Source organism: Legionella pelazae (genome assembly GCF_052527395.1).
In genome coordinates this window covers 28,645-48,613 of sequence record NZ_JBNVZS010000001.1, presented here as the reverse complement: position 1 = coordinate 48,613, position 19,969 = coordinate 28,645, and the positions used below count along the sequence as shown (strand labels likewise).

The window sequence follows — 19,969 nt, the reverse complement described above, 5'->3', positions numbered from 1 at the left end:
TAGTTAAGTAAATTCATTTAACATAATAATAAGAGAGCTTAATCCTGAACTTAATAACAAACTTCATTCAGAATTTAATTGCTTATTCACTAATTTTAAAACATTATTGAACACTTGTACAATAGTTAAGCCAGTTGTATCAATAAGAATTGCATCTGCAGCAGGTGTTAAAGGCGCGTGTTGACGACTTATATCACGCTCATCTCGCATAGTTAATTCATTGATGACCTCGGCGAGGCTAACATCAATTCCACTTTCTTTCAACTGTAAATATCGTCTTTTTGCTCGAATTTCCGGTGTGGCATGCAAATAAATTTTAAGAAATGCATCTGGAAAAACAACTGTGCCCATATCTCGACCATCAGTAACAAGCCCTGGCAATTGAGCAAATGCACGTTGTCTAGCTAATAAAGCTGTTCTTATTTCTGGAATGGCAGCAATTTTTGAAGCATCTTGGCCACATTGCTCACTGCGTATTTCTTTATAGACATCCTGATTATCTAAAATAACTGTACATTTTAAATGGGGATCTGTTTCAAATTTCACATTTAAATTATGAGCAAGCTCCACCATACTAGAAATGTCATTAAAATTAATTCCTCTCTGTCTGATAGCATAAGCAAGAACTCTATAAATTGAGCCACTGTCTAGCACATGCCAGTTTAAATGATTAGCTAACATATAACATAAAGTCCCTTTGCCAGTACCGCTTGGCCCATCAATAGTGATAACAGGAATAACTTTATCTAGCTTCATAATGCTGTTCCTCAATAGCTAAATGAATCATATTGGCTGTTTTAACAAAATTTGGAAATGAGGTCGCTACATTGGCACAATTTTTTATTATTACTTTATCTTTGGCAACAGCACCTGCTATAGAAAAAGCCATCGCTATCCTATGATCATGATAACTATCTATTTCACCGCCTTTTATAATACCGCCATTGATAAACACACCATCACTGAATGTTTGCGTTTCTATGCCAAGGCGCTGTAAGCCATCAGCCATTGCGCTAATTCTATCACTTTCTTTATTACGTAATTCTTTAGCCCCATGCAACCTAGTTTGCCCTTTGGCACAGGCAGCTGCTATAAAAATAACTGGAAATTCATCAATAGCTAAAGGAACCAAATTAGAAGGAATATCTATTCCTTCTAGCGGTGCATAACAAACATGTAAATCAGCCACTAATTCCTCACCGTAAAGTCGTTTGTTCTTAAGAGCGATATGAGCACCCATTTGCTGTAAAATTTGAATTACACCAGTACGAGTCGGATTAATTCCAATATTTCTTATTAAAATGTCAGAACCAGGAATCAACGTAGCTGCAACAATAAAAAACGCTGCAGAAGAAATATCACCTGGCACAATAATATCTGTCCCAACACACTCGCCATCCGAGTTAATTATAATTTTATTTTCACACTTACGAATAGGATATGAAAAAGTTGTTAACATTCTCTCCGTGTGATCACGAGTTAACCAAGGCTCTATAATAGTGGTATCACCAGAAGCATATAAACCAGCTAGCAATAGCGCTGATTTAACCTGTGCGCTCGCCTCTGGCATCTCATAAGTAATACCTATTAATTCCTTCACTCCCTTAATAAAGAGCGGAGGCTTGCCTTCTGTCGTATTAATATCAGCACCCATCAGATTAAGCGGTCGACTAATTCTTTCCATAGGCCTTTTAAGTAAACTTGCATCGCCGGTAAGGGAGCTATCAAAAGGCTGTGCAGCAAGCAATCCTGTTAAAAGTCGTATACTTGTACCTGAATTTCCGCAATCTATAGTACTTTTAGGAGGCTGTAAACCATACTTGCCTACCCCATGAATAATAACTCGTTGAGAGATAGGGCCTTTAATAGAAACACCCATTTGACGGAAAGCTTTTAGAGTAGCTAAGCAATCCTCGCCATCTAAAAAACCATTAATAGTGGTTGTACCTTGAGCAATAGCAGCGAGCATAATTGCCCGATGAGAGATTGATTTATCGCCAGGAACTGTAATATCTCCTTGCAATTTTTCGACTGGACTACTAACAAAATCAATGACATTCATAAACGCTGTCCCTTGGCAAAATCACTCATAAATTCAATTAAACGCTCAACGCCTTCCAGAGGCATGGAATTATACATACTGGCTCGAAGACCGCCGACGGTTCGATGCCCTCTTAAAGCTAATAATCCTCTCTTGGTAGCTTGATCAAGAAATATTTCTTCAAGTTCGACACGAGACAAAGTAAAACAAATATTTAAAATCGATCGTGCATCTTTAGCAATTTTGCACTGATAAAAGGGATTATTATCAATATAGTCATATAGTTTTGCCGCTTTTTCACAATTTTGCTTATAAAGCGCTGTCACGCCACCTTGTTCTTCAATCCACTTGAACATTTTTAAAGCCAGATAACAATTAAATGTTGGGGGTGTTGCATAAATCGATTTATTTTCGGCATGAACTCGGAAATCAAGCATCGTTGGAAGCTTTGTTTGCTTAATATTTTCTACTAAATCCTGCCTTATAATGACAACAGTTAATCCAGCATTAGCGATATTTTTCTGCGCACCAGCAAAAATTAAGCCATAATCAGCAATATTAATTGGCTCGGCTAATAAGCATGAAGTCATATCTGCAACTAAGGGAATAGTATTGTGTTTAGGAGGTGCTGCAAATCGTATACCGTTAACTGTTTCATTGGGCGTATAGTAAATGTACGATGTATCTTCTTTAAAATGCCATGAGAGGCTCTTTGGTATAGAGGAAAACCCATTAGGCTCGCTTGAAGCAATAATATAAGCCTGCTTAAGTTTCTTTGCTTCCTCATAGGCCATTGCTGACCAAATTCCTGTAATGAAAAATCCTGCTTGTTCTCCTTTCTCAAGTAGATTCATAGGAATCATACTAAATTGAGTACGTGCAGCTCCGCCTAAAAACAGGACATAATAGGTTGCTGGAATATTTAAAAGCCGGCGCAAGCGATACTCTGCTTCTTTCATAAGCGTTATAAATTCATTAGTGCGGTGGCCTATCTCCATGATAGACACGCCTGAATCATGCCAATTTAATAACTCCTGTTGTGCCTCAAGCAATATCTCCTTAGGCAACATGGCAGGACCTGCGCCAAAATTATAACCTCTATTCATTGGTCATTTCTTCGGCAACAACGAGATCATCTTGGGTTTCATCAAGTTCAACAATACGCTGCATTCCTACGACTTGCTCACCTGCATGGAGATTCATTAAACGTACGCCCTGAGTATTCCTGCCAATTACTGATAATTCGTCAACTCTAAAACGCACTAAAGTGCCTTTATCGGTAATTAACATGGCCTCGTCGCCTTCCTCTACTTGTAGAGCACGAACTACTTTTCCATTTCGTTCATTAACTTGAATAGAGATAACTCCTTGCCCACCCCGTCCAGAAACTCGATATTCTCCAATATCTGTTCGCTTACCATAGCCATTTTCTGTAGCCGTTAAAATTGTACCTTCAGATTTAGCAACGACCATAGAAATAACCGATTGATCACCATGCAAGCGGATGCCTCTTACCCCACGAGCTGTTCTACCCATAGGTCTAACCAATTTTTCATCAAACCGGATAACCTTACCAGCATCAGTAAATAACATGATATCCCTACTGCCATCGGTAATATCAACACCAACTAGACAATCATCTTCACCCAGATCAACAGCAATAATCCCATTAGAACGTGGCCTACTAAATGCATTAAGCGGTACTTTTTTAACGGTTCCATGCTTAGTTGCCATAAACACAAAATAACCTTCGTCATAACTTCTTACCGGTAGCATTGCATTGATTGCCTCGCCTGGCGCTAATGGCAGGATATTAATAATAGGTTTACCACGAGAAATCCGACTGGCTAATGGTAATTGATAAGCTTTTAACCAATAAAGCTTGCCATGATTAGAGAAACATAACAATGTATCATGGGTACTAGCAATAACGAGCTTCTCAATAAAATCCTCGTCTTTAACATTGGTTGCAGACTTACCTTTACCACCTCGCCGTTGGGCTTGATAGGCAGATAAAGGTTGATATTTTACATACCCTTCATGAGATAAAGTGACAACGACATCTTCTTCAGTAATTAAATCTTCAATCGTTAAATCTTCTTGAGAGGCGATAACTTCTGTACGGCGAGCATCACCAAATTGTGTTTTAATATCAACAAACTCATCATGAATAACCTGTAATAATCTTTCAGGCGAGGCAAGTATATCTAATAAATCCTTAATGTGATCCAGAAGGTGCTCAAATTCTTTAATAATTTTATCTTGTTCTAAAGCAGTTAAGCGATGTAGTCTCAATTCTAAAATCGCTTGTGCCTGTTCAGGAGAAAGTCGGTAAGTGTTTTCTACTAGTCCATAGTCTGAAGATAAGTTATCTGGGCGACATGCATCGCTACCTGCTGCTTGTAACATACTTTTTACTAAACCTGCATTCCAGGTTTTAGCGAGTAAGCGTTCCTTAGCATCTTGTGGCGTGGGCGATTCTTTTATTAATTCTATCATGTCATCAATATTAGCTAGAGCAACACCTAAACCTTCTAATAAGTGCGCTCTCTCACGTGCTTTTTTAAGTTCAAAAATTGTACGCCTAGTGACAACTTCGCGGCGGTGTTTAATAAAATACTCTAAGATTTGCTTTAAATTTAATGTACGGGGCTGACCATCTACTAAAGCAACCATATTAATACCAAACACATTCTGCATTTGAGTATGGGCATAAAGATTATTTAGGATAACCTCTGCTACCTCACCACGTTTTAATTCGATAACAACGCGCATGCCTTGCTTATCAGATTCATCTCTTAAACCTGAAATACCCTCTATTTTTTTCTCACGGACTAACTCTGCAATTTTTTCTACTAAGCGAGCTTTATTTACTTGATAAGGAAGCTCCGTAATAATAATGGCTTGCTTGTTGGTGTGAGAATCTGTTTCAATTTCTGTACGCGCCCTAATAAAGATTCGACCACGACCTGTCTGATAGGCTTGAACAATCCCTGCTCTACCATTAATTATGGCCGCTGTTGGAAAATCAGGCGCTGGAATATATTCCATTAATTCTTCAATAGTTAAAGTAGGATCATCTATTAAAGCAATACAGGCGTTTATTACTTCTGTTAAATTATGAGGCGGGATATTAGTAGCCATCCCAACAGCAATACCTGAAGAACCATTAACTAATAAATTAGGAATACGCGTTGGTAACACAGAGGGTGCAAATTCTGTTTCATCATAATTAGGAACAAAATCAACCGTATTTTTTTCTAAATCTGCCAATAGAGCATGAGCAAGTTTTGACATGCGTATCTCGGTATAACGCATTGCCGCAGCTCTATCACCATCGACTGAGCCAAAGTTTCCTTGACCATCTATCAATAAATAACGCATAGAAAAGGGTTGCGCCATGCGTACGATAGTGTCGTAAACGGCAGTATCACCATGTGGGTGATATTTACCAATGACATCTCCTACTACCCGTGCTGATTTCTTATAGGCCTTATTCCAGTCATTACCCAGTTCATTCATTGCAAATAAGACACGCCTATGAACTGGCTTTAACCCATCACGTACGTCAGGCAAAGCACGGCCTACAATCACACTCATTGCATAGTCAAGATAAGATTGTTTTAACTCATCTTCAATATTTACTGATATAATTTCTCTGGCAGAATAAACCATGGCGAAGAAAGATCCTTATGCAATTTTAAAAAGTAAGATCTTGTAAGGATACCATACAGATAGCTTAAATTGAATCAGGTAAAGCAGCTATTAAGACTTTATAACAAGAAAGCTTTTTCTTTTTATCTAATTATATTATTGTATCTAAAAAATCGATTTTACACTTAAATAATTTAAACATCTGCCTCTTAAAAAAGCCAATTTGTATTATAATTATACATTTAGTATAAAAAAAATTGTAGACTCGCAGTAATCATTTTTATATAGTCTTTTGCATTTTTACGCAGCGAGGCTCTCAAGCCATTACTCAGGAGACGCTATGACCAAAAAGTTTGCCGAACTTAGCCTAGAGGGCCACGAGCCGGTAGAATTACCTATTTATAGTCCTACACTTGGTAATGATGTTATTGATATTAATAATTTAAGCAGTGTTGGTTTATTTACTTTTGATCCAGGCTTTGTTTCAACAGCCGCCTGTGAATCAAAAATAACTTTTATTAATGGCGACAAAGGGATATTACTTTATCGAGGTTATCCTATTGAACAATTAGCGGAAAAAAAGGATTTTTTAGATGTTAGTTATCTCCTTTTAAATGGGGAATTACCTAATGAAGAAGAGAAAAAGGACTTTGTAAGCCTTATTAATAATCATACCATGGTACATCAGCAAATGTATCAATTTTTAAATGGTTTTCGGCGTGATGCTCATCCTATGGCAATTATGGTTGGAATTGTCGGCGCTTTATCTGCATTTTATCATGATTCAATGGATTTAAATAACCAAAAAGATAGGTATATCTCAGCAATACGACTCATAGCTAAAATGCCAACTCTTGCTGCGATGAGTTATAAATACTCTGTTGGCCAACCTTATATGTATCCTTTAAATAAGATGTCTTATGCTGAGAACTTTTTACATATGATGTTTGGGGTCCCCTCGGAAAACGTCACCCCTAATCCCATCATTGTTAATGCAATGGATACTATCTTTATTCTACATGCAGATCATGAACAAAATGCATCAACTTCAACAGTAAGACTTGCTGGTTCAACAGGCGCAAACCCATTTGCGTGTATATCAGCGGGTATTGGGGCTTTATGGGGCCCGGCACATGGAGGAGCTAATGAAGCATGCTTGAATATGTTAAATGAGATTGGTGATATTAAGAATATTAATCACTATATTAAACGCGCTAAAGATAAAGACGATCCATTTCGCTTAATGGGCTTTGGCCATCGAGTCTATAAAAGCTATGATCCTCGTGCTAAGGTAATGCGAAAAACTTGTCATGCAGTATTACAAGCTGTGGGTGCACTTGATTCACCACTTTTCAAACTAGCAATGGAACTTGAGCGAATTGCGCTTGAAGATGAGTATTTTATTGAGAAAAAACTTTATCCTAATGTTGATTTCTATTCAGGATTAACTTTAAGTGCTATTGGTATTCCCACTAACATGTTTACCGTTATTTTCGCCTTAGCAAGAACTGTAGGCTGGATGTCTCATTGGATGGAAATGGTTGCTAATCGCTCTAAGCTTGGCCGCCCACGACAGCTTTATACCGGTGAAAAAGAAAGAGATGTACCTTAATGCTTGTTTTATTTAATTCATGTAGCATCTATTAACAAAAGTAAAGATGCTACATATCTTAATACATAGAAAATTGGTTTACAGGCTGAATATTTCCGCCATCGTAAGCTGCTCTTCTAGTAGTAAAAAAAGTATGTCCGTAAGGAGTTACCTGATAGAGAGCGTACTGTCTTTCTAAAAATTTTATATTATTATTACCCGCCGCTAATAGATGTTGAGATCGGTTATAACTTTCAATCGCTGAAATAGCTATTGAATTATGATTTTCTCTAGCAATTTTCAAGGCATTTTTTTTATCATTGTTTTGTACTACTAAGCTAGCCCTAGCTTGAAGTAAAGTCATAATTAACTCCGTGCTCTGTTTAGAGTATTGGCAAGCAAGCATAAGAGGCGTATTCCCCTTATCATTAGCACAATTAATATTGATACGCGGATGAGTTAAAAGCAATTTAACTAAGGATAAATTTCCTAATTTACAGGCTAATCCTAATACTGTTGTTCCATTAGACTGACATGCTATATTAATATTTAAATCATGAATCTCCATTAAAGCAGCTAAAATTTTGCTTTGGTTGTTATCAACAGCTAAGTTTAGAGTGGCTTTGATTTGCTGTTGGGTTAAAAAACCACCTCTTTTATTTTGTAAAGCAACTAGCTCCCTAATGCTTAGATCATCACCGCTTTGAGCACAAATTTCTATAAAACTTATATTCCGACAATTTTTATAAGAAAAATGTTGATAGGTTACCGGATAACTATTATTTAATTGATGTAAACGACGTCTTAAATTCAAATTATCGAATGCAATAAAATCAATATTAATAATAAGAATGCCTTCCTCTTCAAAACAGTCATTCAATTGATTACTTAATTGCTCATCGTCAAGAAGGAGGTAAGGATAAGCAGATGATTGCCCATATAAGCAATTAATATCTAGTAAAAGCCAACCGTAGGGATGTTTTTTTAAACCTATGGTGTGTTGTTCATTACTCACTACCATGGCTAAACTATCCTGGCTATGTACTAAGAAGCTTAGATGCTTAAAGTAAGTGATTACTTCTGTTGGAGATGTCAGAGCAACAGTTTTTGTAAAGACTCGCTTAATAGTTCTATCTACACAGTCTAAACCTTGTTGAGCAGTAATAATACTATCAATGCTTGTCTGAGTTATACGTTCTGCATAAATATTTTCATAGTCATACGGTGACTGAGCAATGCATACTACTTCGATAAGTGCCTTTATCTCAAGTAATTGATCCTCTTGATAACCAACTAATTGATTACGCTTAATTTTATGTGTAATGTTTCTAATTTTAGCAACTAAATTTTCCTTCTCCCTACGGATTAAGCTAATTCTTTCATAGAAAACATTTTCTCTTTGCGATACAGTCTCTTGTGCCCAAGTAATAGTAAAACCAAAACAGACCCCTTCTCCTGGCTTATAATTAAAACGCTCCATCAATCTAAGTAAATCATCATGTTTTAAGCCATTGCTAATTTTAGCTTTAGTGGAATCTAAATTGGGATTACCAACAATATTACTGATAAAAGTAAAATTCAATTGCGTTAATATTTTATATTTAATTAAAATAGCTATGGCAAAAATTAATAGCCAAACATAAAGCATATTATTTACCTACTTCATTTATATCCGTTTAAAAGAAATATATAACCTAATTAGAAAACACATTTACCAAAAAGTATTTTGTTAAAATTAAAAAGTCGTACTTTTTTAAGAATACTTAGCGCGAAACCAATTAAGTATCAGTAATGTAGCCGCATCAATTAACTGCATGTTATCCATCAATTCATAGGTTATTTCACGTTTAATAACCTGCGTAACTATTTCCTCATCGTCAACGCCATGTAAGTTACGCTTAGGCGGCGCTTCTACCTCGGCATAGAAAAGGTAATTCTTTTCCGTCATAAGGCCGGGGCTTTTGTATGTTTTTGCAATTAATTGCAGTTTTTCAATTTCGATGCCTGTTTCTTCCTTAATTTCACGACAAGCTGTTTGTTCTGGATCATCAGAATTATCTATAGTTCCTGCGACACACTCCAAAGTAAAGCAATTTTCATGACTATCATTTAAAAAAACCCCTGCTCTAAATTGTTGGCAAAATATAAAACTATCTTGGCTTGGAATATAAAGCAGAGCTGATACAGAGTCTGATGTTTTAACAACTTCCCGATTAGCAATAATAGTTACATCTTGATTAGACGATAGACTTGAAACTGCAAAATCATATTTGGCAACTTCTACATAACCTTTATGTAGAGCTAGCTCTTTTATTATTTTCGCTTGCTGGCTCATATGAATAATAATTATTTTTTAGTTAGCTTAGCTGATTTTTTTTAAAAATTCATTCACTACTATTTAATAATTAATATAGCGCTGCCCACTAAGCTTTAGACAAGGCGTAAGTGAAACAAGGCGAAGGATTGTACATAGGAGTACATGACTGAGCCGAGTGAACTTGCAACGCAGTATAAAGCTTAGTGGGTAACGCTATACCTAAAAATTTAAACTACACAATTACTTAAATTTATGAAATGATTAATTGGCACGATTATTAACTTACTTATAGGAAGATTATGAAGATGAAACCGAAGGGATTAATTAGTTTAATAGCTATCGCTTTATCTGGCTCATGTTTCGCAACCGACTTAGCATCAAGACAGTATGAGTTTAAACCAAATGAAGCAAAAGTATTAACTAATCCCTTTGTATGGCAACTTACTATGAAATGTAACTTATCTACTCAGGATAAGCAAAATACTTTGACTGCAGTCATGTTGAAATATACGGGCACAGTAAACAACCATATTCTTAAAGAAGGTGAGAGTGTTTCGCTTCGTGTTAAAAATAATAGTGATTTAACCATCAGTGTTGCGGGTAGTGCAATGGTTGAAATAACCAACCACGGCACCTCATCGGTTCTGGCTAACTGTGAAATCCAGTAAACGTTATTTCACCTGACCTGGATGAGATTCTTTTAAAATAAAAAGAGCAATAATAAAACTTATAAAGAAGCAACAAGGCATTACTACTAATGCTTTGTTGTAACTAGCTAAAGTATAAAAGTGAACGCCATTTTGCAAAGAATTATTGCTATTTTTTAGAAAGATACCCACTAGAGGTTGAAATACTGCTCCACCTATAAGTACAGATAAATTATTAAAACCCGATGCAGTACCTACTAGCTCAAGAGGATTATTATCTTTAACTACGGCAAAGCTTACTGTCTGGCCGCCAGCACCAAACCCAAGTATAAATAAAATTGGGTACATCCAGCCTATTGGAATACCAGGTATATATAATAACAAGATTGTTGCTAGTAAACCCAAGCTTGCACTAATAATAAGTGACAATCGCCGACTATAAACTCTGTCACTTAGCCACCCCAACAGAGGACTACCTACACCTATGCCTAACCAAATCATGCTACAAAGCCCGGAAGCCTCAAGAACACTAATTTGAAATTTCTGCTGTAGGTAAGGCACGCCCCATAATGCTGCGAAAACAGCAATTGGCGTCCATATTGCGCAAGAATAAGCGCCAATAATCCAGGTATAAGTACGAGTACAGACCTGTATAAGACGATACCATTCATCACGAATATGACGTTTTGCTACAATTTGAGTTGGCTGATAAGGATAATCTCGAATGACCAACCAAATTAATAAAGATAAAGAAAAGCCTATTAATGCGAGAATAAAGCTCGCTTGCCGCCATCCTACTGCTTGAATTAAAGCAGCTAGCGGCACCTCGCCAAACATAGCGCCAACGGAACTCATTAATTGGGCAATCCCTGCTAATAGCGCAAATTGTTTAGCAGGAAACCAACGTGAAACTAATACTAAAACACCTATAAAGGAGAAAGCTGAGCCAATACCTATCAAAAAACGTCCAATAGCAGCAGTAAAAAGGCTATCTGTAGCGGCGAAAAAAAACGAGCCTATTGCACATAAAACTAGGGCAAGAGTCATTAATTTCCTTGGCCCATAGCGATCGAATAAGAGACCTGCAGGCAATTGCATAGGCGCATAGGCATAGAAATAAAAAGCAGAAACAATACCAAATCCAGCTGCTCCAACATTAAAGGTTTTCATCATTGAATCAGCCATAACACTGGGCGCAACTTGCAGTACAAATTCATACAAATAAAATGTTGCTGACAATATAAAAATTGTATAAGCACTTAATTTAGAAGGGTGCTCTAATTGTGATTTTACTGATTGCAAAATAAGATCTATGTTCAAATTAAAACACGCATTACACCGCATGAGAATTTACTTTGTCAATCCCTGCAGGATAGATTGCTCCCAAAATTGCAGGACAGTTTGCTCCAGTAATACTTCTAAGATTTAGAGCAACTTTATTTAATGCTCTTTCAGCAAGCCAAGCAAACATAGCTGCCTCAATAAAATCTGGATTAATATTAATTTCTTGGGTTGGTAAAACATTAATTTGAGGCAATAAACGAGTAAGTTCCTTTAATAAGGTTTTATTATGAGCACCTCCTCCGCAGATGAATAGATATTTTGGCTGAGGAAATAATACTTTTACATTTTCTGCAATGCTTATTGCAGTTAAGTGTAATAGAGTAGCTTGTATATCTATAGCTTTAAAAGTAAGAGCACCACAGTAATTAGCCAGCCAATCCAGGGAAAAATATTCTTTACCTATACTTTTTGGTGACTGACGAGAAAAATAAGCATCTTGCAGTAAAATGTTTAATAAAGATTCTATCACTTTACCTTTTGCTGCCCAATCTCCATCCCTATCATAGTCAAGTCCTTGACAATGATAAATCCACGCATCCATTAAACAATTACCAGGACCTACATCATAGCCAATTACTTCAGATTCATTTTTAAGATAAGTTAAGTTCGCTATACCGCCGATATTAACTACCGCTAAAGGAAAACCAAAATCTTTAAAAATAGCTTGATGATAAATTGGCGCAAAAGGAGCGCCTTGCCCGCCAACGACTAAATCGCGTGTTCTAAAATCAGCAACTACTGTAATGCCTGTCATCTCAGCAATAGTATGAGGGCACCCTAATTGGACTGTGTACGGAATAGCAGCTGTAGTATCATGGCAAAGCGTTTGTCCATGGCTACCAATAGCAATAATATTCCGGGCAGGTTGATTGCTTTGCTCTAATAGAAATAAAACTGCTTTAGCAAATTCTCTTCCTAATAAAGTATGCAATTGGCTGAAGTGGCCTAAATCATGAGGCTTAAGTGACATGGATTCTCTAAGCATTGCTTTAATGTCGCTACTATAAGGAAAAGTAATACCATAAATAAATTCATTCTTACTAAGATCAACAAGTGCAACATCAATTCCATCCATACTAGTGCCCGACATAATACCGATATAAAGCTTCATTGCTGACGACCCTTAATTAAATTTAATCCTTATTGTTATAGCCTTGCCCACTAAACTTTAAACAGGCCCAAGTGACTGAAGCGAAGGAATGTATATAGAATACATGAACTTGCAACGCCGTATAAAACTTAATGGACAAGGCTATATATTATCAACTCAACTTAACTTAGAGAAAGCAAAATTAATAGAGTCATCATACCTAATTAATTACCTGACTTATCATTTTGAATATTTTTATAACAAAAAATTAAGGGGTTTTTAGGCTTAAAATAAGAACTTATGACATAAGTAATAATAAAATTATCCCTAGGCACAAACGTTATAACTATGGTGCTAAATTTATCTCCAGTGAAGTCTTTAATAACAAAAAGAACTCATGTAGGTTTTAGTTTAAACTTGCTTAAACAATAGTTTTTGAAAAATTTCGCTTAAGCATTTCTCTGGATTATCTACATTATCTGGACTGCGCCAAGCAACATGTCCGTCTGGTCTAACTAAAACAGCCCCTGTAGAATTAATTTGATACATATCCAGCCACTGTCCTTCTGGATCATCTAAATCTCCTGAAGCACCAATACGATAACTAACGAGAGGTAAATTCGATAGCCTTAAAGCTGCTTTATGCCAAGAATCCGTTTTATCAGCGCTTAATAAAACAAATTTATTATCAAATAAATCGAGTGTAGATAAAAGCTTCTTCCCTTTTTTCAGTAAGTAGTGTGGCGCTCTGCAACCTGGATAAGTAGACGGCGTATAGGTATAAAGATCTAGAACAGGCGCAGGCCCACTTTCCTTAATCACAGCGCCTTCTTCATAACAAAAGCCTAAATCTAAACCAACTTGATTAACATGTTCATTTTGTTCTTCAATTGCAGCTATCATGGTTTTATAATCACCTTTATAGAGAGCGGTAAATATGACGTTAAAGCGCTCAGCATTTTTAGCACTCCACTCGATATTCTGAACAGCAACAGGTACACGTTCATTAAAGTAAGTATCTAGGAGCGCATCGCTAGCATACCCTTTAATAACAAAAGCTAATTTCCAAGCAAGATTATGAGCATCCTGAATTCCCGTATTCATACCTAAGCCACCTGTTGGAGGTAGCCTGTGTGCTGAGTCTCCTGCTAGCAAGATTCGCCTGTCACGAAATCGCTCCGCAACTAAGGCTGCCATTGTCCAGAAACCTTTATTAATGAGCCTTACATCAATAGTTTTATCTTGAATGACTTCTCTAACTACTTCTAAACAAAAATCATCCGTAAAGCTCTCTTTTGTTAATTCAGGAATTACATCATAACGTATATTAACCAACCATTTACGCAATCCATCTTTTGCCAAAAGAACGGTGCCCATAACATCTTTACGCGTAAAAATATACCCTATACTAGGTCTATCTTGCACATATTTTGATAAATCCATTTCACAATAAATATTACAAAATTTACCTAGATTATCCTGGCCCTGCATATTAATCGAAAGTAACTTACGGGTTAGACTTGAGGCGCCATCTGCTGCGACTAAATAATCTGAATTTAACTGATATTGTTTACCTGATAATTTATCTTTTACGGTGGTAATGACATTTGTATTCGTTTGCTGAATATTAAGCATTTCTACATTAAAATAGCATGTAATCTCAGAATAGCTTTGTGCTCTTTTTAAAAGCTCCTGTTCAACCCAATCTTGAGAAATCAAGGCATTTGTTGTTGGAGTATTTAAATTTGTTCTAGGCTTGGCACTAATACGCGTTAATTCTTTACCTTGTAGGGACTCAAGCCAGATAAAACGGAGAGCTTCTCTTGGCAGTTGATATTGCCGTAACGGTGACTCAATGCCCCACAACCTAAAAATTTCCATGGTTCTTGTGTTAATTCCACGAGCTTTAGGATGATCGGTTGTAGAGGCATGACGCTCAATGATAATACTTTTAATACCCTGGCGAGCTAAACCAATAGCCGCACTTAAACCTACAGGACCCGCACCAATAATAACAACCTGAGCTTCTGTTTTCATATTTACCTACCGTTTGTTCATTCTAACTTAAAACAACGCTTAAAGTTCTTAGTTGTCTGAATAGCAACTTGCTCATAATTAATCTGCCTAAGTTCACTTATAGCTTGAGCTACATATTTGACTAAAGCAGGATGGTTTTGTTTTCCCCGATAAGGCACAGGGGCTAAATAGGGTGAGTCTGTTTCAATGAGTAATCGATCCAAGGGTATTTTTCTAGCTACTTCATGCAAAGTAGTCGCATTCTTAAATGTAACAATTCCAGATAAAGAGATATAAAAATTCATATCAATAGCTTGCTCGGCAATACTTAAATCTTCAGCAAAGCAATGCATTACTCCACCAATTTGGCTTGCATTTTCATCGGCCATAACTTGCAAGGTATCTTCTGCTGCTTGTCGAGTATGAATAATTAATGGTTTTTGAGAAGCAATAGCTGCATGAATATGCTCGCGAAAACGATCTCTTTGCTGTTTTTGAGCATGAGCCTCATGAACACGATAATAATCAAGGCCTGTTTCACCAATAGCAATACAAGCTCGATGCTGATTAGCTAATTCTACGAGGGTTTCTGCTTTAGGCTCTTGATCTACAGGATTATTAGGATGCAAGCCCACTGATATTTTAACCTGTCTATATTTATTGGCGATATTACAAAGTATAGGATAATCGGTTAAATTTACACAAACGCATAAAAGTGAATTAACATCATTGTTAAGCGCCGCAGAAATGACATTATCTAATTGGTTATTAAAATCAGTTAAATCTAGCAGATTTAAATGACAATGCGAGTCAGTCAACATATTTACATGGTGTCAGTGATTTGTGTCGATTTTAACATGGTAGTTAAATAGGTTTCTATTTTATTTTTCAAAGCTCGGCCCTCTTCTCCTTGAAGCTGAAAACCTAAACCTGCAGGCTTGTTACCCTGGGAACCTCTAGGAGTTATCCATGCAACCTTTGCAGGAATAACATAAGGTTCAGGTTCATCAATTAATTTAATAGACAATTTAACCTTAGCACCTAAAAGTAAACTTAAGTTAGTGCGGATAAATAACCCACCACCTTTAATAAAAGGCATATAAGCCATATAAAGTGCGGCTTCTGTTGGAAAATCTCCGTTTACAATAGGCACATCAATCATTTGCGCTCCTATTTTTTCAGAAAGCTTAACAGTAAATCCTCTATAGTAAGCAACTGATTTACATTTATACTATAGCTTAAATTTTTACTGAGTTGATTTAACTTATCAATGAGTGAGAACAAATGAGTCACTTTAGTCCCTTGAATTAATTCATTTAATTTAAGCGACAAAGCTGTTTTTTCGACATCCTTATAAAAATAATTATAAATCATTTGTGCCGTTATTAAATAAAGCAATCGTGTTAAATCTGCTAATTCATAAGTTACCCATTTTTCAGCAATGATATTAATTGAAGCGCTTTTTTTTCTAATATTTATTAAATCATCTATAAAGATTTCTTTCTGCTTAAACAATTCACTTTGCGTTTTTTCTGAGGCACATTCATCATTTGATAAAAAATAATCACCTTCATGATTGAATTCAGGAAAATACCAGTGTTGACAACGACTAAAAATAGTTGCAGGAAGAGTGCTTATTGATTCTATGATTAAAATAAAATAGATATTACGTGGTGGCTCCTCTAAAATTTTTAACAAAGAATTTGCTGCAGCATGGTTCATTCTTTCGGCATTTAAGATTAAAATTAATTTATTTTCAGAAACTTGTGGTGAAGTATATAAGGAATTATGTAAGTCTCTAATCTGCTCAACCTTAATAGCCGCGCCTGCTTTTTCAGGTTGAATTTGGTATAAATCTGGATGCGCTCCTTGATTAATTAATAAGCAAGATTTACAAGAGCCACAAGGCGGATTAGCTTTCTTACATAAAAGAGTAGCCATCATTTGATTATAAAGAGTCGCTAGCTTGTTTATAGATGAGCTTCGTAATAGAAGCGCATGGGTCAGACGGTTACCACTATATACTTCTTTAAAGTGCTGCCAGAATTTAAGGTATTCAGGCTCAATATTAATGAGATCAGGAGTATGCATTTTCATCCAAAAATATTTTTAGCTGTAAGCAAATAGATTGTTGCACTTTTTCGACAGGCATACTTGCATCGATGACTACCGCACTTTCAATCTGCTCTAATTTTTGGTGATAAGCTTGATAGACTCGATTAAAAAATGCTAAAGGCTCTTGCTCAATGCGATCAATTTTCCCACGGTTATTGATGCGCTGCAGGCCTTGTTCGGGCGTAATATCTAAAAAGATAGTTAAATCAGGTTTTAGCCCTGAAAGGCAAAAACTAGATAAATTATCTAAAATAGCTTGATGTATGCCCCTACCGCCCCCTTGATACGCATACGTAGATAGCTCAAAACGATCTGCTAGTATCCAATCACCCCTAGCTAGTGCTGGCCGAATAACATTTTGAATTAATTGCACCCTTGCTGCATATATCATTAACAATTCACTAAGGCTATCAAGTGGCTCATTAGGGATAGACTCTTTAATTAAAGCCCTAAGTTTCTCACCAATACAAGTTCCACCTGGTTCACGAGTCACTATAACCTTTTTTACCCTATCTTGTAGATAGTGCCTAATTGTTTCAATAGCTGTTGTTTTACCAGCTCCTTCAAGGCCTTCAACCACAATAAATTGTCCTGGCATCATTGATTCTCCTTGTTCATGTAACGAGCAATAGCTTTTTTCTGCTCCTCATAGGTTGTAGAAAAAATATGAGACCCATCGCCTTTTGCTACAAAATAGAGATAATTTGAAAATTGAGGACGAGCTGCTGCTTCAATTGCATCCCGGCCAACCATTGCAATTGGAGTAGGCGGTAGCCCTCGGTAAAGATAGGTATTATAAGGGGAATCAAAATCTAAATTATGATGTCCTAATTTGCCAGAAAATGTAGGTCCTAAAGCATAAATGACGGTTGGATCCATTTGTAGAGGCATTCGCTTTTTTATTCGGTTAACTACAATACCGCTAATAATTCTTCGCTCCGAAGGTAGAGAAGTCTCTTTTTCAATAATAGAAGCGGCGATAAGTAACTCATAAGGCGTTTTATAGGGTAACCCTGGGCTTCGCTTCTCCCAATTATAATTTAAAACAGTTAATAATTTTTTGTTTGCATTTATTAAAAGCGGTTTGGCATCACTGCCCGCATTATAATAATAAGTATCGGCAAGCAATAATCCTTCCGCACTTGGATAATGATCTAAGATAGCTGTCCAATCTTCTGGTTGATAACGTAGATAGGGAGCTTGAGCCAACTTTTGCTTCACTTGATAAATATTAGTTCCTTCAATAATGCGAAATGCAGCCATTAAAACATCACCTTTTACAATTCTATCGACTAAATTTATTGGTGATTCACCAGGCTGAATTTGATAAACGCCTGCCTTTAATTGGTTAGCTAACCCTTTATACTTAATATAATTTTCTATAATAAATTCTGAATCAATTAAACCGTTTTCATATAATTTTTGCACTAATACCTTTGCTGTTGAGTTAGGTTTTACTTCTAAGATAAGCGATTTACCTTCAGTTGCCATGGGCTTAGTGAGAAGTAGGATAAACCAACCCAGAAGTGCACTTATTAAAATTAAGAATATTAAAACTGCAATAAAAATTTTAATTGAGCGCTTATGTTTCAATCCAGTATTGCGATTATTAAGAGAGGGATCATCAGCATGCATTTATTACACCGTAGGCGAATGCTTGATATCTAAACTTTTTTGACATATTGCATTTCCAATTAAAAACAAGATTAAGTATAAGAATTGCCTTTATAATAGAAGCCTTAATTAAAAAATATACCATTTAATCTTAGTTTAGAAACGGCAAGGTTAAAAATTTAACTAATTAGTTAGCATAATAATTATAAGTTTATTAGGCAATCTAATAAACTAAAAAATAGAATTAAGACTTAACTTAATACAGTTATTTAACCTAAACAGAAGAAAGACGTTTAAATAGTAAGCTACCATTAGTTCCACCAAATCCTAGAGAATTGCTCAAAGCATAGTTAATCTTCATCGACTGCGGCTTGTGAGGAACATAATTTAAATCACATCCTACATCTGGTTGTTCTAAATTAATAGTAGGCGGCGCAACTTGATCTCTAATTGCTAATATTGAGAATATGGCTTCTACTGAACCAGCAGCACCAAGCAGATGTCCAGTCATAGATTTAGTTGAACTGATCGCTAGTTGATACGCATGCTCACCAAATATTTTTTTTACAGCTTTAGTCTCGTTTAAATCATTTAAATAAGTTGATGTACCATGCGCATTAATATAATTGATCTCACTAGGCGCTACATTTGCATCTTGAATAGCTGCTAACATGGCTCTAGATGCACCATCTGCGTCATCATCTGGGGCCGTAATATGAAAAGCATCACCAGACATTCCAAATCCTACTAATTCAGCAAAGATTTTCGCACCACGCGCTTTAGCGTGTTCATATTCTTCTAAAACTAAAACACCAGCACCCTCTCCCATAACAAAACCGTCCCTGTCTTTATCCCAAGGACGTGAGGCTTTTTCTGGCTCATCATTTCTTCTAGATAGCGCTTTAACAGCAGAAAAACCAGCCAAACACAATGGCGTAGTTGTCATTTCAGCACCACCACAAACCATAATATCAACATCGCCATAAGCAATCATTCTGCCTGCAAGACCTATGTTATGTGTACCAGTCGTACACGCTGTTACTACAGATATATTAGGGCCTTTTAATTTATATTTAATTGATATTTGGCCTGCAACCATATTAATAATGCCAGCAGGTATAAAAAAAGGAGAAACTCTACGGGGCCCACCTGCCATTAATTTTTCTTGATTATTTGTGATTGTTTCTATACCACCAATACCAGCGCCAACAGCCACGCCCGCACGCAAACTTATGTCTTCATTAATAATGAGGCCAGAGCTGGCTATAGCCTCATCAGCTGCAGCCAACCCATATTGTGTAAACATATCCATTTTACGAGCTTCTTTGAGAGGGACATAATCTTCAATGTTAAAATTCTTTACTTTAGCCCAAATTTTGGTTGGAAAATCAGTTGCATCAAACCCTTCTACAGGCACTACACCGCTTCTACCAGCCAAAATACCTCGCCAAGTCTCTTCTACATTTAAGCCAAGTGGGGTTACCATCCCCATCCCGGTCACTACAACACGCCGCTTACTCAACGAATTGCTCCTTAATTA

At 36.4% G+C, this 19,969-nt stretch carries 17 protein-coding genes; 2 read left to right on the top strand and 15 right to left on the bottom strand.

Going from position 1 to position 19,969, the window contains the following annotated elements; translation table 11 throughout:
• Positions 1-63 precede the first annotated feature (63 nt).
• From cmk to gyrA, 4 genes are read right to left on the bottom strand one after another with little or no spacing between them, the layout of a single operon-like run.
• Positions 64-756 carry a (d)CMP kinase gene (cmk, locus tag ACQUW5_RS00210; protein WP_444988855.1) on the bottom strand — a complete coding sequence of 231 codons (693 nt, stop codon included), beginning with the start codon at positions 754-756 and terminating at the stop codon, positions 64-66.
• Positions 743-2,062, bottom strand: a complete 1,320-nt coding sequence (aroA, locus tag ACQUW5_RS00205) for a 3-phosphoshikimate 1-carboxyvinyltransferase (RefSeq protein ID WP_444988853.1) — start codon at positions 2,060-2,062, stop codon at positions 743-745. Before aroA ends, cmk begins: the two co-directional genes overlap by 14 nt.
• Positions 2,059-3,147 carry a 3-phosphoserine/phosphohydroxythreonine transaminase gene (gene serC / locus ACQUW5_RS00200; RefSeq protein ID WP_444988851.1) on the bottom strand — a complete coding sequence of 363 codons (1,089 nt, stop codon included), beginning with the start codon at positions 3,145-3,147 and terminating at the stop codon, positions 2,059-2,061. The genes aroA and serC overlap by 4 nt, the downstream gene beginning before the upstream one ends.
• Positions 3,140-5,716: a DNA gyrase subunit A gene (gene gyrA / locus ACQUW5_RS00195; RefSeq protein WP_444988849.1), complete on the bottom strand. Its 2,577-nt coding sequence runs from the start codon at positions 5,714-5,716 to the stop codon at positions 3,140-3,142. Before gyrA ends, serC begins: the two co-directional genes overlap by 8 nt.
• Positions 5,717-6,035: 319 nt before the next feature.
• Here gyrA and gltA point away from each other — a divergent pair, with 319 nt between their 5' ends.
• The gene (gene gltA, locus ACQUW5_RS00190) at positions 6,036-7,307 is read left to right on the top strand and encodes a citrate synthase (protein ID WP_444988847.1); all 1,272 of its coding nucleotides are present in this window, start codon (positions 6,036-6,038) and stop codon (positions 7,305-7,307) included.
• Between the two features lie 58 nt (positions 7,308-7,365).
• On the opposite strand, the gene ACQUW5_RS00185 is transcribed toward gltA, so the two are convergent.
• Together ACQUW5_RS00185 and ACQUW5_RS00180 are read right to left on the bottom strand one after the other, a co-directional pair.
• On the bottom strand, positions 7,366-8,934 hold the full coding sequence (locus tag ACQUW5_RS00185) for an ankyrin repeat domain-containing protein (RefSeq protein WP_444988845.1): 1,569 nt from the start codon (positions 8,932-8,934) through the stop codon (positions 7,366-7,368).
• 105 nt (positions 8,935-9,039) lie between these two features.
• A complete protein-coding gene (locus ACQUW5_RS00180) occupies positions 9,040-9,621 on the bottom strand; it encodes an NUDIX domain-containing protein (RefSeq protein ID WP_444988843.1) in 582 nt (193 codons plus the stop codon).
• 287 nt (positions 9,622-9,908) lie between these two features.
• Between ACQUW5_RS00180 and ACQUW5_RS00175 the strand changes: the two genes are divergently transcribed.
• A complete protein-coding gene (locus ACQUW5_RS00175) occupies positions 9,909-10,271 on the top strand; it encodes a hypothetical protein (protein WP_444988841.1) in 363 nt (120 codons plus the stop codon).
• 3 nt (positions 10,272-10,274) lie between these two features.
• Here the strand turns inward: ACQUW5_RS00175 and ACQUW5_RS00170 are convergent, their stop codons facing one another.
• The 9 genes from ACQUW5_RS00170 to fabF all read right to left on the bottom strand — a co-directional run bounded on the left by ACQUW5_RS00170 (position 10,275) and on the right by fabF (position 19,951).
• Positions 10,275-11,552 carry an MFS transporter gene (locus tag ACQUW5_RS00170; RefSeq protein WP_444988839.1) on the bottom strand — a complete coding sequence of 426 codons (1,278 nt, stop codon included), beginning with the start codon at positions 11,550-11,552 and terminating at the stop codon, positions 10,275-10,277.
• A 31-nt stretch (positions 11,553-11,583) separates the two neighbouring features.
• Entirely contained in the window at positions 11,584-12,705 is a 1,122-nt protein-coding gene (locus ACQUW5_RS00165; protein WP_444988838.1) for an anhydro-N-acetylmuramic acid kinase, read from the bottom strand.
• Positions 12,706-13,095: 390 nt separating this feature from the next.
• The gene (locus ACQUW5_RS00160) at positions 13,096-14,721 is read right to left on the bottom strand and encodes an FAD-dependent monooxygenase (protein ID WP_444988836.1); all 1,626 of its coding nucleotides are present in this window, start codon (positions 14,719-14,721) and stop codon (positions 13,096-13,098) included.
• Positions 14,722-14,738: 17 nt separating this feature from the next.
• Entirely contained in the window at positions 14,739-15,521 is a 783-nt protein-coding gene (locus tag ACQUW5_RS00155; protein WP_444988834.1) for a TatD family hydrolase, read from the bottom strand.
• Positions 15,522-15,523: 2 nt separating this feature from the next.
• Positions 15,524-15,862 (bottom strand): PilZ domain-containing protein, encoded by a 339-nt coding sequence (locus ACQUW5_RS00150; RefSeq protein ID WP_444988832.1) that lies wholly within the window; start codon positions 15,860-15,862, stop codon positions 15,524-15,526.
• Positions 15,863-15,870: 8 nt separating this feature from the next.
• Positions 15,871-16,791: a DNA polymerase III delta subunit-related protein gene (locus tag ACQUW5_RS00145; protein ID WP_444988831.1), complete on the bottom strand. Its 921-nt coding sequence runs from the start codon at positions 16,789-16,791 to the stop codon at positions 15,871-15,873.
• Positions 16,778-17,416 (bottom strand): dTMP kinase, encoded by a 639-nt coding sequence (gene tmk, locus ACQUW5_RS00140; protein ID WP_444988829.1) that lies wholly within the window; start codon positions 17,414-17,416, stop codon positions 16,778-16,780. Before tmk ends, ACQUW5_RS00145 begins: the two co-directional genes overlap by 14 nt.
• Positions 17,413-18,450 (bottom strand): endolytic transglycosylase MltG, encoded by a 1,038-nt coding sequence (gene mltG / locus ACQUW5_RS00135; protein WP_444988827.1) that lies wholly within the window; start codon positions 18,448-18,450, stop codon positions 17,413-17,415. Before mltG ends, tmk begins: the two co-directional genes overlap by 4 nt.
• A 253-nt stretch (positions 18,451-18,703) precedes the next feature.
• Positions 18,704-19,951 (bottom strand): beta-ketoacyl-ACP synthase II, encoded by a 1,248-nt coding sequence (fabF, locus tag ACQUW5_RS00130; protein ID WP_444988825.1) that lies wholly within the window; start codon positions 19,949-19,951, stop codon positions 18,704-18,706.
• Positions 19,952-19,969: the final 18 nt, after the last annotated feature.

Excerpts from the sequence above, each read along its gene's own strand:
- cmk (WP_444988855.1), bottom strand. The coding sequence starts at position 756 with ATGAAGCTAGATAAAGTTATTCCTGTTATCACTATTGATGGGCCAAGC.
- aroA (WP_444988853.1), bottom strand. The coding sequence starts at position 2,062 with ATGAATGTCATTGATTTTGTTAGTAGTCCAGTCGAAAAATTGCAAGGA.
- serC (WP_444988851.1), bottom strand. The coding sequence starts at position 3,147 with ATGAATAGAGGTTATAATTTTGGCGCAGGTCCTGCCATGTTGCCTAAG.
- gyrA (WP_444988849.1), bottom strand. The coding sequence starts at position 5,716 with ATGGTTTATTCTGCCAGAGAAATTATATCAGTAAATATTGAAGATGAG.
- gltA (WP_444988847.1), top strand. The coding sequence starts at position 6,036 with ATGACCAAAAAGTTTGCCGAACTTAGCCTAGAGGGCCACGAGCCGGTA.
- ACQUW5_RS00185 (WP_444988845.1), bottom strand. The coding sequence starts at position 8,934 with ATGCTTTATGTTTGGCTATTAATTTTTGCCATAGCTATTTTAATTAAA.
- ACQUW5_RS00180 (WP_444988843.1), bottom strand. The coding sequence starts at position 9,621 with ATGAGCCAGCAAGCGAAAATAATAAAAGAGCTAGCTCTACATAAAGGT.
- ACQUW5_RS00175 (WP_444988841.1), top strand. The coding sequence starts at position 9,909 with ATGAAACCGAAGGGATTAATTAGTTTAATAGCTATCGCTTTATCTGGC.
- ACQUW5_RS00165 (WP_444988838.1), bottom strand. The coding sequence starts at position 12,705 with ATGAAGCTTTATATCGGTATTATGTCGGGCACTAGTATGGATGGAATT.
- ACQUW5_RS00160 (WP_444988836.1), bottom strand. The coding sequence starts at position 14,721 with ATGAAAACAGAAGCTCAGGTTGTTATTATTGGTGCGGGTCCTGTAGGT.
- ACQUW5_RS00155 (WP_444988834.1), bottom strand. The coding sequence starts at position 15,521 with ATGTTGACTGACTCGCATTGTCATTTAAATCTGCTAGATTTAACTGAT.
- ACQUW5_RS00150 (WP_444988832.1), bottom strand. The coding sequence starts at position 15,862 with ATGATTGATGTGCCTATTGTAAACGGAGATTTTCCAACAGAAGCCGCA.
- ACQUW5_RS00145 (WP_444988831.1), bottom strand. The coding sequence starts at position 16,791 with ATGCATACTCCTGATCTCATTAATATTGAGCCTGAATACCTTAAATTC.
- tmk (WP_444988829.1), bottom strand. The coding sequence starts at position 17,416 with ATGATGCCAGGACAATTTATTGTGGTTGAAGGCCTTGAAGGAGCTGGT.
- mltG (WP_444988827.1), bottom strand. The coding sequence starts at position 18,450 with ATGCATGCTGATGATCCCTCTCTTAATAATCGCAATACTGGATTGAAA.